Source organism: Micromonospora sp. C95, assembly GCF_018070465.1.
GTDB lineage: Bacteria > Actinomycetota > Actinomycetes > Mycobacteriales > Micromonosporaceae > Micromonospora.
The window spans coordinates 24256-37936 of record NZ_JAGPXT010000003.1; the positions used below are offsets into that span (position 1 = coordinate 24256).

Consider the following 13681-nt stretch of genomic DNA (forward strand, 5'->3'; position numbering starts at 1 on the left):
GGTGCCGCGCTGGCTGCGCGTCATCTGGCCAACGAGACCGGCACCAGCGCACCGAGAAGCTCGTTGAGGATCTGCGGTCCGTGCTGGGTGAGCACCGATTCCGGATGGAACTGCACGGACCGAAAGTGCGGGCCGCGCAGGGCGTGCACCTGCCCGGACCAGCGGTCCCGACTGACCTGGAGAGGCTGACTCAGGCCCGGGTGAACGATCTGGTCCTGGTCGCAGCGGGCGCTGTAGGTGTTGTAGAACGCCACCCGCTCAGGCTGGCCGAACATGTCGATCACGCGCTGGACGCCCTGGTTCGGCACCGCCAGCCGGACGATCTCCAGGCCGAGTTCCACGGCGAGTATCTGGTGTCCCAGACAGATGGAGAGGAAGGGCGTGGTGCCGGAGAGCAGTTCCTCGGTGAGGGCGCGTAGGGCGCTGATCCGAGGATCGTCGGCGTCACGCGGATCCCCAGGACCGGGACCGACCACGATGATCTCGAAGTCTTCCTTGTTCAGCGGCTCGTCGTACCGGGCGATCCTGGTGTGCAGGCCCAGGGCCCGAAGTTGGTGGCCAAGCATGGCGGTGAACGTGTCCTCGCCATCCACGACCAGCACGCGCCGGCCGTGCAGGGCCGGCTCCGGTGCGACCCGGTGTGCACCCTCGAGCCAGAAGTTGGAGAGCGTGCTGTTTCGCCCCTGCAGCGCCTGTCGAACGCGCGGATCGGCGGACAACGGCGGCTGGGAACGCGAGACGGACCGGACAACGGATTCAACTGACTCATCCGTCAGGCCGAGCGCCCCGAGCATGCCCGCCACCTTGGTTCGAGTCTCGGCAACCTCGGAGTCGGGATCCGAATCCCGGACCAAGGTGGCACCGACGCCCAACCGAAGCTGACCACCCGCGTCGATCTCTGCCGTCCGAATCATGATCGCCGAGTCGAGGGTCCGCCGACCCAGGCCATCCTGGCCGATCAGCGCGAGGAATCCGCCGTAGTAACCGCGACCAGTCGTCTCATGGCGGCTGATCACCCGGAAAGCGTTCTCTAGTGGGCTACCCGTGACGGTGGGAGCCAGCAACGTAGATCGCAGCACCTCCCGCACATCGAGGTCGCTGGGGCCATGCAGGAGGTATTCGGTATGGGTCAGGCTCGCCATCTCCTTCAGAAACGGACCCCGGACCCGCCCGCCCGCCGGGCAGATGTGCGCCATCATCTTCAGCTCTTCGTCGACCACCATGTAGAGCTCGTTCGACTCCTTGGGGTCTGCGAGGAACTCCAGAAGCCCTCGAAGGTCCGGGCCCTCGGGCGGATGGCGGTACGTGCCACTGATCGGGTTCATCGTCACCGCGCCCTCGCTCAGGCTCACGTGCAGTTCCGGCGACGCCCCGATGAAGGTTCCGAAACCAGTGTGGACAAGAAAGGTCCAGTACGCCCCGGACTCGCTGGTAACCAGCCTTCGGAAGATGCTCAGCTCCTTGCGAACCGAGTAGTCACGGACCTGCGCGACGAACGAGCGCCTGATGACGAAGTTCGACCCGGCCCCGTTGCCGATCTCGTCGCGCAGAATCCGGCGTACGGTATCCGCATACGTCTGGTCGTCGATGTCGAATCCGGCCCCGCGCACGGACACGTCCTCCGCGGGTAGCAGCGCGGTAGCTCGGGCCAGGTCGATTTCGGCGCGGTCCCGGATCCGCATGGCCAGCAGCGGCGCCTTGTCTTCGCGGCAGGCGAACCCGCGCTCGGTGATCTGCCGGTAGGGGACCACCGCGAGGAGGTCGTGGCGACCTTCGGCCGCTCCGTCTGCGTTGCCTGTCGGTGCCGGCAGCGGAAGATCTGCCAGACGTTCCACAATTGAAATGTCGCCGACGAGCACCTCGACCGATGCGTCCGAGAACGAGTGCGGCCGGTGCAGCAGGGCGAACCCAGATCCGTCCTGGCCCAGACCGGCCAGGACGTCGGCGGGATCTGCCATACCCAATTTCATCCCGAGCACATCCGACCCCTTTCACACGCATGGATTCGGGGAATACCCAATTGATCCTGCGGTGACGGCTAAGGCTGGACAACTACCTATGCAAGCAACACCATCGAGGCCGGCGCAGGTCAGTGTTGGCGCGAACCAGCTATTGTGCGGCCACAACCGTAGGCGCCGCCGCCCGTACGGCGCTCCGGCAATAGCGCGAATCGGCGGGGATACGGCTGCCCGCACTGGCGCGATTACCTGCACGCGGGGGCACCACTCGTCCGGGTAGTGCCAGGAACGGTCAGCCCGGCTTAGGGTCGTGCTGAACCGGCTTCAGAATCGGCGGTGATGGAACATGAATGTGCTGGTACGGGATTTCGGTGCTACTCGTCCGGAAAGGAGGTGGACAGCGTGAGCGACGACGTTGCCGTCAACAAGGCCACCTCCCAGGGGCGCGTGGCGAACCGCGTGCTGTGGGTCGTGCAGGCGATTGTCGGCGTCGACTTCATCATCGGCGGCCTGGTGAAGCTCTTCGGCCTGCCCGCGATGGTGGACCTGTTCGACCGTATTGGTGGTGGCCAGGAGCTGCGGTACTTCATCGGCGTGGTGGAACTGGTGGGCGGGATCGGTGTGCTGATCCCCGCGCTTGTCAGCCTCGCCGCCTCCGGACTGGCGGCGTTGTTGGTGGGGGCTGTCTACACCAATCTCTTCATCGTCAACGACCCGCCCTGGGTGCCGCTGGCCTGGTTGATTGTGGTCTCCATCCTGGCCTGGCGACGCTGGCCACAGACGAAAGAACACCTCACCGCGCTGAGACGGTGAGATGGCACTTCACCTTGCCGCAACCAGGCAGCCGTGGCTGAGCTTCTGAGAAGCCAGCCACGGCTGCCACGGCATGGGTGGTGCTCGTGCGGTGGCCAGCAGCGTTCATCGGGCCACGCCAGCCGCGACACCGCCAACGTTCCTGGGACAGCGCACTAGCCGGAGACGGGAACGTCCTCCAGCAGGGTTATCGCGGACATCGGGCAGGCCTCAGCCGCGTCACGCACCGGATCGTGCAGCGACTCGTCAGGCACCGGAACCAGCAACACGACGATGCGATCGTCACGCTGGGCGAACACCTCCGGTGCGATCAAGGCGCACTGACCGGCGCCGCAGCACTTCTCCTGGTCGACCTCGATCTTCATGGCGGTTCCTCTCTGGGTCGAAACTGACGATGCATTTCGTGGCGACGATGGCTCGGCCGTCAAGTGCCACCGAGGCGACGACGAGGGAGCCTGCGCCCTACGGCACCGCGTCGCGCACACCGGGCTGCTCCTGCACCACGGCCGTCGGCTGTTTCGGTATCCGGGTCCGCGCGAGAGCGACGACGGAGAGCGCGCTGAGCAGCGCAGCCAGGATCATGGCGCTCCGCATCCCGGCGATCTCGTAGGAGGACAGAGACCACATCAGGGTCGCCAGCGCCGGCCCCAACGCGAAACCCATGGTGCGGGAGAGGTTCGTCGACGAGCCGGTGGTCGCCAGTAGACGCTGGGGAGCGTGGCTCATCGCCATGGCCATGTTGGGGGCGTTGAACAGACCGTTGCCGCAGCCCGCCAGGAACAGCCGCCACGCCAGGTCACCCAGGCCCCACGACGTGTCCAACGGCAGCAGAAGAACCAGACCGACGGTGAACAACGAGGTTCCCACGAGGGCCGTCCGCCGAGAGCCCCACCAGTCGCCCAGGAAGCCTCCGATCGGTCCCATCAACGCCATCCCCGCCGGGAAGGCCAGCACGGTGAGGCCGATCGCCGCCGGAGATGCACCGAGTTCCTGTTGGAGGAAGAACGGGGAGATGAAGAAGACGGTGCCGATGGCCGTGGCGGCCAGTAGGAGCGCAAGGTGGGGGCCGACCTCACCCGGCGTACGGAACAGACCCTTCAGGGCTTCACTGGTGGGCAGCCGCAGCCAGAGCAGGAGCAGGGGTACCGCGAGAAGCGCGAGGAGCATCCACGGCACACCGTCGCTCGCGGTGAAGGACAGGGCGAGCAGTACCGACGCGACCGCTCCACTGAGCAGCAGGGCCTCGGTGAACCACCGACGATCCGGCGCACGCAGGGGCGCGCCCGGCGACAGCAGGCGCAGGCCGACCGCCATGACGAGAACGCTCACCGGCAGGTTGACGAAGAAGATCCAGGGCCATCCCATGGCATCGACGAGCAGGCCGCCGAGTCCGGGCCCGCTGATGAGCCCCACCGGACCGAGCGTGGTGATCACACCCATCGCACGACCGCGTGCCTGCGGCCGAACAGCCGTCGTCACCAGCGCCGGCACCAGAGAGAAGAGAAGCGCACCGAACGTACCCTGAACCAGTCGCGCGCCGATCAGGAAGGCCAGGTTGGGTGCCAGCCCGGCCGCGAGACTGGCCAGGGCGAATCCGGCCAACGAGAACGCCAGCGCCGGGCGCCGCCCGACGTTGTCCAGCCACCGGCCGCTGGGCAGTGCCAGTCCGGCGAGCGGCAGCAGGTAGGCGAGCACCACCCACTCGGTCATGCTCGTTGCGATCCCGAAGTCCTGCTCGATGGCGGGCAGCGCCACGTTGACGATGCTCATGTCAACGGACGCCATGAAGACTGCCAGTCCCGCAGCGATCACCAGCCACCACTGATCTCGCTGGATTGCCCCCTGGCTACCGGGGCTACCTCGCTGAGCTGCCTGGTCACCCATATCGCTCTCCCTCATCTCTCTCGGCCGTCTGACGCCTGTCCGCCACCGACGCGACCTCCCACGCTGGCTTCACTCACGGCTCGTCCGGCAGCGGGACTCGGCAGCCGGCCGTTCGGCCCCAGCGGCCCGGACGCACGGATTTCGCTTCGATCGGGCCGGCACGTCGAATCGTTGGCGCGCCCCGTCGCTGGACGCAGCTTCAGCACATGGAGTAGCTCCGACGGTGCAGCACGTCACATGCCGAGATTACATCAAGCTGGTTCGTTAGAACAATCAGCTTTGGTTCATTAGATTCGGTCTGCGGTCGTCAGGCAGGACGGAACGCCTCGCCTCAGGCCACTCGCGACGAACGGACAGCCAAGACGATCGCGCGGCCGGCCAATCCCAGGCCGAACATGACCAGACCGGCGATCACCGACTGCCACGGCAGAGTCGCCACCAGAACCAGACAGCCGGCGACACCCAGCACGTTGAGCCAGCGAGGCCACCGCCGCTCGCGCCGGGGCTGCCGGAAGGCGGCGACGTTCGCGATGGCGTAGTAGACCAACACGCCGAAGGAGGAGAAACCGATAACCCCGCGCAGGTCAACGGAGGCGACCACCGCGCCGACCACGGCCGCGAGCGCGATCTCGGCATGGTGCGGGACGCGGTATCGAGGATGGACGGCACCCAGCCAGCGGGGAAGGTCACCGTGCCGAGCCATGGCGAGGCTGGTGCGGCCGATGCCGGCGATCAGGGCCAGCAGCGCACCCAGCGAGGCGAGCGCGGCACCGACGCGGACCACGGGGGCCGCGATGGGCACCCCTGCGGCCTGCACGGCGGTGACCAGTGGCGCTGCGGCGTCGGCCAGCCGATGGGGGCCAGCCGCCAGCAGGGCCGTGATCGCCACCACCAGGTAGACGGCGACGGTGATGAACAGGGCGATCGGGATGGCACGAGGAATCGCACGTGCCGGCTCTCGGACCTCCTCGGCCATCGTGGCGATCCGGGCGTAGCCGGCGAAGGCGAAGAACAGCAGCCCGGCGGCCTGCAATATGCCGTATATCCCGCCGCCGTCAAGCGTCGGCCAACCGCCCAGGTTCGCCGGGCCGGCGTCGCCGCCGACTGCGACCGCCACCACGACGACAGCCAGGGCGGTCGTGCTCGCGGCGACCAGCAGCCGGGTCAGGAAAACCGTCCTGGTCACGCCCCGGTAGTTGAGCGCGGCCAGCGCCACGACGGACACCACCGCCAGCGCGCGTTGGCCCCACCATGGCCCCGGTACGGCGTACGAGGCGAAGGTGAGCGCCATGGCGGCGCAGGAGGCGGTCTTGCCGACGACGAAACCCCAGCCGGCGGTGAAGCCGGCCCACTGTCCAATGCGTTCCCGCCCGTAGATGTACGTGCCACCAGAGGTCGGCGAGGCCGCGGCCAGCTGCGCCGAGGCCACTGCGTTGCAGTACGCGATCATCGCCGCGATCAGCAGGCCGACCAGCAGGCCGGCGCCCGCTGCGCGAGCCGCGGGACCGAAGGCGGCGAAGACTCCCGCGCCGATCATCGAGCCGAGCCCGATCACTACCGCGTCCCCGGTGCCCAACCGCCGGGACAGGGTGTTCGGTGAGGTCGTCGGACGGTGACCGGGCGGCAATCCGTCACCTCCTTGAGCAATCTCATCAAATACGCTTGATGCACTCTTCCTACTTGGCGTATCTTCGTGTCGTGGCCCCGCCGAGTCAAGCGCCTCCGTCGCCCCGGCGGCGCAGGATGACCGCACCTCCAGCGCCTGCCGCGGCTTCGTCAACGAATGTGAAGGAGCAACTCACCCATGACCGGAGACGACAAGTACGCCAGCGTCCGGTACATCGTCGATGACGTTCAGGCCGCCATCGACTTCTACACCACTCACCTCGGCTTCACGCTGAACATGAGCGCCGCGCCCGCCTTCGCCGACGTGATCCGCGGTCGGCTGCGGCTGCTGCTCTCCGGTGCCCCCAGCTCCGGCGCCCGCGCCACCCCGGCTGACGCCAGCGAGCCCGGGCGTAATCGGATCCACCTGCCCGTCGAGGATCTCGACGCCGAGATCAGCAGGTTGCGTGACGCCGGGCTGAAGTTCCGCAGCGACACCGTCAGCGGTCCTGGTGGTCGCCAGATTCTGCTCTCCGACCCGGCGGGAAACCTCATCGAGCTGTTCCAGCCCGCCCAGTGAGCGAACCAGACCGGTCGCGGCCCGCCGGACGGGCTGTCCGCACAGTGCGCGCTCGGCGACGATGATCACTTCCCGTAGTACGCGGCTCGCATGAGGTCCTGCATGTCGTCGAGCATCGGCATCCGGGGGTTTGCCGGGGCGCACTGGTCCTCGTAGGCGTTGAGCGCCTGCTGCGGCAGGGCCGCGAGGAACGCCTCCTCGTCCACACCGACGGCCTGGAAGGACGGCTCGATGCCGACGGCGTCGCGCAGCCGCTCCACCGCGGCGGCGTACGACTCGACGCCCTGCTGCGCGGTGGCGGCCGGCAGGCCCAGCATCCGGGCGATGTCCTGGAACCGCTCCGGCGCCCGGTAGTGCTCGTACTTGGGCCACCCGGTCAGCTTCGCCGGGGTGGCGCCGTTGTAGCGGATGACGTGCGGCAGCAGGATCGCGTTCGTGCGTCCGTGCGCCACGTGGAAGGTGGCTCCCAGCGTGTGCGACATGGCATGCACGATGCCCAGGAAGGCACTGCCGAAGGCCATGCCGGCGATGGTTCCCGCGTTGTGCATCTTCTCCCGGGCCTCGGCGTCGGCCGCGCCGTCGCGTACCGCCCGCTCCAGGTAATTGAAGATCAGCTTGATGGCCTGCAACGCGAGGCCGTCGGTGAAGTCGTTGGCGTAGACGGAAACGTACGACTCGGTGGCGTGGGTCAGCGCGTCGAAGCCGCTGTCCGCCGTGATTCTGGGCGGCAGGTCGGCGGCGAGCACCGGGTCGACGATGGCCACGCTCGGCGTCAGCGCGTAGTCGGCGAGGGGGAACTTCTTGCCGGTGGCGGTGTCGGTGATGACCGCGAACGGAGTCACCTCGGCGCCGGTACCGGAGGTGGTGGGGATGCAGACCAGTCGGGCCCGCTCCCCCAGCGTCGGGAACTTGAACGCCCGCTTGCGGATGTCGAAGAACTTCTCCCGCATGTCGGCGAAGACCACCTCCGGGTGCTCGTAGCGCAGCCACATCACCTTGGCGGCGTCCATCGCCGACCCGCCGCCCAACGCGATGATCGTGTCGGGTTGGAAGGACCGCATCAGCTCCGCGCCCCGGTCCACGGTGGCGACGCTCGGCTCCGGTTCGACGTCGTCGATGATCTGCAACGCCACCCGCCCGGGTCGCTGCTGCAGCACGGTGATCAGCCGGTCGACGTACCCCAGCCGGGTCATCGTGTGGTCGGTGACCACGGTGACCCGGTGCACGTCGGGCAGGTCGGCCAGGTAACGGATCGCGTTCGGCTCGAAGTAGATCTTCGGCGGAACCTTGAACCACTGCAGGTTGTTGGTCCGGCGGCCGATCCGCTTGATGTTGAGCAGGTCGACCGCGGTGACGTTGTTCGACACCGAGTTGCGTCCGTAGCTGCCGCAGCCCAGCGTCAACGACGGCAGGAACGCGTTGTACATGTCGCCGATGCCGCCCTGCGACGCGGGAGCGTTCCAGATGATGCGCACCGCCTTGACCCGCCGTCCGTACTCCTCGACGAGCCGCGCGTCCTCGGTATGGATGACCGCGCTGTGGCCGAGGCCGTTCAGCTCCACCATCTGCTCGGCGTACCGGATGCCCTCCTCGGTCGACTCGGCGCGCAGCACCGCCAGCACGGGGCAGAGCTTCTCCCGGGTGAGCGGTTCGGCCGGGCCGACCTGGTCCACCTCGACCAGGAGCACCGACGTGTCGGCCGGCACGGTCAGGCCGGCGCGCTCGGCGATCCACGCCGCGCTCTGGCCGACGACCTGCGGGTTGAGCCGCGCACCCGCACAGTCGGTGCCACCGGCGGCCGCGCCGAAGACCAATTCCTCGATCCGGCGCTTCTCGTCGGCGGTGGCCACGTGGGCGTGCAGCCGCTGGAACTCGACCAGCGCCGCCGGATACACCTCGCGATCGATGATCGCCGCCTGCTCGGAGGCACAGACCATGCCGTTGTCGAACGACTTCGACAGCACGATGTCGTGCACCGCCCGGCGCAGCCTCGCGCCGCGATGGACGTACGCCGGCACGTTGCCGGCACCGACACCGAGCGCCGGCTTGCCCGACGAGTAGGCCGCGCGCACCATGCCGTTGCCGCCGGTGGCCAGGATCGTGGACACGCCCGGGTGTTTCATGAGTGCGCCGGTGGCCTCGACGGAGGGTTGCTCGATCCACTGGATGCAGTGCTCGGGCGCGCCCGCGGCTACGGCGGCGTCCCGGACCACCCGGGCCGCCTCGGCACTGCACCGTTGGGCGGCCGGATGGAAGGCGAAGATCATCGGGTTGCGGGTCTTCAGGCCGAGCAGCGCCTTGAAGATGGTCGTCGACGTCGGGTTGGTGACCGGGGTGACGGCGCAGACCACGCCGACCGGCTCAGCGATCTCGACGATGCCGTTGATCTCGTCCCGGGCGATGACCCCGACCGTCTTCAGACTCGCCATGTGATTGGTCACGTGCTCACAGGCGAAGATGTTCTTGACGGCCTTGTCCTCGAAGACGCCGCGACCGGTCTCGGTCACCGCCATCCGGGCCAGGTCCGCGTGCCGGCTCAGCGCCGCCACCGAGGCCTTCGCCACGATCCGGTCGACGTGCTCCTGGTCCAAGGCGGCGTAGTCGTCGAGCGCCTGGAGTCCATTGCCGACCAGGACGTCGATGGCCGTCGCGGGCGTGCTGGCCGGCCCGGGCTGCGGCGGCGGGACCGAGGTCGGCGAAAGGCTCGTCGCGGTCGCGGCGGTCATGGATCACTCCGATCGTCGATGCCGGGTCACGTCGTCCGGTCACCTCCCGATCGTCGCCGCCGCACCGGCGTCCGCGCCGGTGTCCAGCGGCCCGGACCGCCCGGGTCTTTCGCCCCTGACCGCCCGGCTGTCCCCGGGAGAGGCTCGAAGAGAGCTTCCAGGAGGAGACATGGTCCAGCAGCACAGCACGGCAGTCCGACCCGAGCAGCACGCGGCGGTGGGGTCCGACCCGTGGCGCGGCTTCCACGGCGACGCCTGGCGCGACCGGGTCGACGTGGCCGCGTTCGTCCGCGACAACGTCACCCCGTACCGCGGCGACGCCCAGTTCCTCGCCGGGCCCACCCCGCGGACCATTCAGTTGTGGAACCGGCTACGCGACATGTTCGTCGCCGAACGCGAACGCGGCATCTACGACGTCGACCCGCACACCCCCGCCACTATCACCTCCCACGCGCCCGGGTGGATCGACCGGGACCGCGAGCTGATCGTCGGGTTGCAGACCGACGCGCCGCTGCGCCGGGCGATCATGCCCAACGGTGGGCTGCGCATGGTGGAGAACGGGCTCACCGCGTACGGCTTCGCCATGGACCCGCAGGTGCGCCGCATCTTCACCACGTACCGCAAGACCCACAACGCCGGGGTCTTCGACGCCTATCCCGCGGACGTGCTGGCGGCGCGGCGCTCGCACATCGTCACCGGGCTTCCCGACGCGTACGGCCGTGGCCGGATCATCGGCGACTACCGGCGGGTCGCGCTCTACGGCGTCGACCGCCTCGTCGCCGAACGTGCGGCGATCAAGGCGTCCCTGGACGACCGCCCCGGCACCGAGGAGGTCATCCGGGACCGGGAGGAGTTGGCCGAGCAGATCCGCGCCCTCGGCGAACTCAAGGAGATGGCCGCCGGCTACGGCCACGACATCAGCGCGCCCGCCACCACCGGCCGCGAGGCGATCCAGTGGCTCTACTTCGCCTACCTGGCCGCCACCAAGGAACAGAACGGCGCCGCCATGTCGCTGGGCCGCACGTCGACGTTCGTCGACGTGTACCTGGACCGGGACATCGCCGAGGGCCGGCTCACCGAGTCCGCCGCCCAGGAACTGATCGACGACTTCGTGATCAAGCTACGGATCATCAGGTTCCTGCGTACCCCAGAGTACGACGAGTTGTTCTCCGGCGACCCCACCTGGGTGACCGAGGCGATCGGCGGCGTCGACGCGGGCGGTCGGCCGCTGGTTACCCGCACCAGCTTCCGGTACCTGCAGACGCTGTACAACCTCGGTCCGGCGCCGGAGCCGAACCTGACCGTGCTCTGGTCGGCCGACCTGCCCGCCGGTTTCAAACGCTTCTGTGCGCAGGTGTCGCTGGACACCAGCGCCATCCAGTACGAGAACGACGACCTGATCCGGCCGGCGTACTCCGACGACACGGCGATCGCCTGCTGCGTGTCGGCGATGCGCGTCGGCAAGGACATGCAGTACTTCGGCGCCCGCGCCAACCTCGCCAAGGCCCTGCTCTACGCGATCAACGGTGGCCGGGACGAGATCAGCGGCGAGCAGGTCGCGCCCGCGACGCCGCCGGTCAGCGACGACGTGCTGGACTACGACACCGTGCTGGCCGCCTTCGACCGGACCCTCGACTGGCTCGCCCGCACCTACGTCCGCGCACTGAACGTCATCCACTACATGCACGACAAGTACGCCTACGAGCGGCTGGAGATGGCGTTGCACGACCACCCGGTGCACCGCTTCCTCGCCACCGGGATCGCCGGGCTCTCCGTCGCCGTCGACAGCCTCTCGGCGATCAAGCACGCCCAGGTCAAGGTGCTGCGCGACAGCACCGGCCTGGTCACCGACTACGCCGTCGACGGCGACTATCCCGCCTTCGGCAACAACGACGACCGGGCCGACGCCATCGCCGTGGACCTGGTGCGGCGCTTCATGGACAAGGTACGGGAGCAACCGACGTACCGGGGCGCCGAGCCGAGCCTGTCGGTGCTCACCATCACCTCCAACGTGGTCTACGGCAAGCACACCGGCAACACCCCGGACGGTCGGCGGCTCGGTGAGCCGTTCGCGCCGGGCGCGAACCCGATGAACGGCCGGGACACCCACGGCCTGGTCGCGGCGGCGCTGTCGGTGGCGAAGCTGCCGTACGCCAGCGCCCGCGACGGCATCTCGCTCACCGCCACGGTCACTCCGGACGGGCTCGGTCGGACCCGCGACGAGCAGATCGACAATCTCGTGGGGGTGCTCGACGGTTACACGGATTCGGGCGGTTTCCACCTCAACGTCAACGTCCTCGACCGGGCCACCCTCGAAGACGCCATGGCACACCCCGAGCGGTACCCGCAGCTGACCATCCGGGTGTCCGGGTACGCGGTGAACTTCGTCCGGCTGACCCGCGAGCAGCAGCGCGACGTCATCTCCCGCACCGTCCACGGCCGGCTGTGATGACGCGGATGGTCTGGCTGTCCCGCCCGCACCTCGTCCCCGCCGGTGCGGTGGTCGGGTCCGTCCACTCCTTCGACACCTCCACCGGAGTGGACGGACCCGGCACCCGCTTCGTCGCGTTCCTCGCCGGCTGCCCGTTGCGCTGCCGCTTCTGCCACAGCCCCGACACCTGGTACCAGCGCAGCGGACGGGCCATGACGGTGGACGACCTGGTCACCGAGATCCGGCGGTACGAGCGCTTCATCAAGGTGGCCGGCGGTGGCGTCACACTCAGCGGCGGCGAGCCGCTGCAACAGGCCCGGTTCACCACGGCCGTGCTGCGCCGCTGTGCGGAACTGGGGCTGCACACCGCGCTGGACACCAGCGGCTTCCTCGGCGATCGCGCCACCCCGGAGCTGCTCGACGCGACCGATCTGGTGCTGCTGGACATCAAGAGCTGGGATCCGGCGACCTACCGCCGGGTCACCCGCACCGGCGAGATCGCGCCGACGCTGCGCTTCGCCCGCCGTCTCGCCGAGCGGGGCACCCCGATCTGGATCCGCTTCGTCCTCGTGCCCGGTCTCACCGACGACCCGGCCAACGTGGCTGGCGTCGCCGACTTCGTCGCCACCCTGCCCACGGTGCAGCGCGTCGAGGTGCTGCCGTTCCACCGGCTCGGGGCGCACAAGTACCGCGAGTTGGGGCTGCCGTTTCCGTGCGCCGACACCGAACCGCCCACGCCCGAGCTGCTCGACCGGGTCCGGGCCCAGTTCACCGATCGGGGCCTGGTGGCCCGGTGACCACCCGTCGGGCACTGCCCGGCACCTCCCCTACTCGCCCCGGCGCTCCCGTAACCGTGCCGGCTCAAGCCCGAGAGACCGCCGCCGTGCATTCCGGTACGCGGTGCCGGTCTTTAGCATTCGATACATGCCCACTGTCGACAAGAGCGCCCCGCCGCCATCGACGGCGGGAACGGAGAAACAGTCACCGGTTCGGAGCGTGCCATGATCGAGGCCATTCTCCCGGCCGGCACCGTCGCCGTGGACACCTTCACCGAGGCACCCGACCCGTTTCTCTTCCCGGACGAGGAGAGGGTGGTCCGTCGCGCGGTCGACAAACGGCGGCGCGAGTTCACCACCGGCCGCTGGTGCGCCCGGCAGGCGATGGCCCGCCTCGGACGCGCACCGGCGTCGGTTCCGCCGGGGCCGCGCGGCGAGCCGCGCTGGCCGGCCGGCCTGATCGGCAGCATCACGCACTGCGACGGCTACCGGGCGGCGGTGCTCGCCGAATCCGAGGTCGTCACCACCATCGGCATCGACGCCGAGCCGAACGCGCCGCTGCTCGACGACGTCCTGCCGGCCGTGTCGCTGCCCCAGGAACGGGACCGGATCGGCCTGCTACGGCGCGAACACCCGGACGTGTGCTGGGACCGGTTGCTGTTCAGCGCCAAGGAATCCGTCTACAAGGCCTGGTTCCCGCTCACCGCGCGCTGGCTGGACTTCGAGGACGCCGACATCACCTTCGACCCGCTGGCCGGCACCTTCGAGGCTCGGATACTGGCGACGGAGGGGCAGCTGCACGGACGCCGGCTCACCGGCTTCAACGGCCGCTGGCTGGCCCGGCACGGGCTGGTCGTGACCGCCATCGCGGTGGTGGCCCCCGCGTTCGCCGTCGTCTGAACCGGTGG

At 68.9% G+C, this 13681-nt stretch carries 10 protein-coding genes; 5 read left to right on the forward strand and 5 right to left on the reverse strand.

Annotation, left to right across the window (positions count from 1 at the left end):
• Window positions 1-20: 20 nt before the first annotated feature.
• Window positions 21-1958: an anthranilate synthase family protein gene (locus KBX00_RS04960; protein ID WP_210823720.1), complete on the reverse strand. Its 1938-nt coding sequence runs from the start codon at window positions 1956-1958 to the stop codon at window positions 21-23.
• 402 nt (window positions 1959-2360) lie between these two features.
• Between KBX00_RS04960 and KBX00_RS04965 the strand changes: the two genes are divergently transcribed.
• Entirely contained in the window at window positions 2361-2771 is a 411-nt protein-coding gene (locus tag KBX00_RS04965) for a DoxX family protein (protein ID WP_210823722.1), read from the forward strand.
• 155 nt (window positions 2772-2926) lie between these two features.
• Here KBX00_RS04965 and KBX00_RS04970 read toward each other — a convergent pair whose 3' ends face one another.
• The 3 genes from KBX00_RS04970 to KBX00_RS04980 all read right to left on the reverse strand — a co-directional run bounded on the left by KBX00_RS04970 (window position 2927) and on the right by KBX00_RS04980 (window position 6282).
• Window positions 2927-3136 (reverse strand): ferredoxin, encoded by a 210-nt coding sequence (locus KBX00_RS04970; RefSeq protein WP_210823724.1) that lies wholly within the window; start codon window positions 3134-3136, stop codon window positions 2927-2929.
• A 97-nt stretch (window positions 3137-3233) separates the two neighbouring features.
• Complete coding sequence (locus KBX00_RS04975) at window positions 3234-4556, reverse strand: MFS transporter (RefSeq protein ID WP_210823726.1); 1323 nt, start codon at window positions 4554-4556, stop codon at window positions 3234-3236.
• A gap of 430 nt (window positions 4557-4986) precedes the next feature.
• Window positions 4987-6282, reverse strand: a complete 1296-nt coding sequence (locus KBX00_RS04980; protein WP_301547384.1) for an APC family permease — start codon at window positions 6280-6282, stop codon at window positions 4987-4989.
• A 177-nt stretch (window positions 6283-6459) separates the two neighbouring features.
• Here KBX00_RS04980 and KBX00_RS04985 point away from each other — a divergent pair, with 177 nt between their 5' ends.
• Window positions 6460-6840, forward strand: a complete 381-nt coding sequence (locus KBX00_RS04985; RefSeq protein WP_210823728.1) for a VOC family protein — start codon at window positions 6460-6462, stop codon at window positions 6838-6840.
• A gap of 65 nt (window positions 6841-6905) precedes the next feature.
• On the opposite strand, the gene adhE is transcribed toward KBX00_RS04985, so the two are convergent.
• A complete protein-coding gene (gene adhE / locus KBX00_RS04990; RefSeq protein ID WP_210823731.1) occupies window positions 6906-9566 on the reverse strand; it encodes a bifunctional acetaldehyde-CoA/alcohol dehydrogenase in 2661 nt (886 codons plus the stop codon).
• 169 nt (window positions 9567-9735) lie between these two features.
• Here adhE and pflB point away from each other — a divergent pair, with 169 nt between their 5' ends.
• The 3 genes from pflB (at window position 9736) to KBX00_RS05005 (ending at window position 13673) form a co-directional block, all read left to right on the forward strand.
• The gene (gene pflB, locus KBX00_RS04995) at window positions 9736-12015 is read left to right on the forward strand and encodes a formate C-acetyltransferase (RefSeq protein ID WP_210823733.1); all 2280 of its coding nucleotides are present in this window, start codon (window positions 9736-9738) and stop codon (window positions 12013-12015) included.
• Window positions 12015-12794, forward strand: coding sequence for a pyruvate formate-lyase-activating protein (pflA, locus tag KBX00_RS05000; protein ID WP_301547385.1), 780 nt, complete (start codon window positions 12015-12017; stop codon window positions 12792-12794). The genes pflB and pflA overlap by 1 nt, the downstream gene beginning before the upstream one ends.
• Before the next feature lie 204 nt (window positions 12795-12998).
• Window positions 12999-13673: a 4'-phosphopantetheinyl transferase gene (locus tag KBX00_RS05005; protein ID WP_210823742.1), complete on the forward strand. Its 675-nt coding sequence runs from the start codon at window positions 12999-13001 to the stop codon at window positions 13671-13673.
• Window positions 13674-13681: the final 8 nt, after the last annotated feature.

Coding starts and splice junctions, on each gene's coding strand:
- pflA (WP_301547385.1), top strand. CDS start 12,015: ATGACGCGGATGGTCTGGCTGTCCCGCCCGCACCTCGTCCCCGCCGGT.
- KBX00_RS04985 (WP_210823728.1), top strand. CDS start 6,460: ATGACCGGAGACGACAAGTACGCCAGCGTCCGGTACATCGTCGATGAC.
- KBX00_RS04970 (WP_210823724.1), bottom strand. CDS start 3,136: ATGAAGATCGAGGTCGACCAGGAGAAGTGCTGCGGCGCCGGTCAGTGC.
- pflB (WP_210823733.1), top strand. CDS start 9,736: ATGGTCCAGCAGCACAGCACGGCAGTCCGACCCGAGCAGCACGCGGCG.
- adhE (WP_210823731.1), bottom strand. CDS start 9,566: ATGACCGCCGCGACCGCGACGAGCCTTTCGCCGACCTCGGTCCCGCCG.
- KBX00_RS04960 (WP_210823720.1), bottom strand. CDS start 1,958: ATGGCAGATCCCGCCGACGTCCTGGCCGGTCTGGGCCAGGACGGATCT.
- KBX00_RS04975 (WP_210823726.1), bottom strand. CDS start 4,556: ATGGCGTCCGTTGACATGAGCATCGTCAACGTGGCGCTGCCCGCCATC.
- KBX00_RS05005 (WP_210823742.1), top strand. CDS start 12,999: ATGATCGAGGCCATTCTCCCGGCCGGCACCGTCGCCGTGGACACCTTC.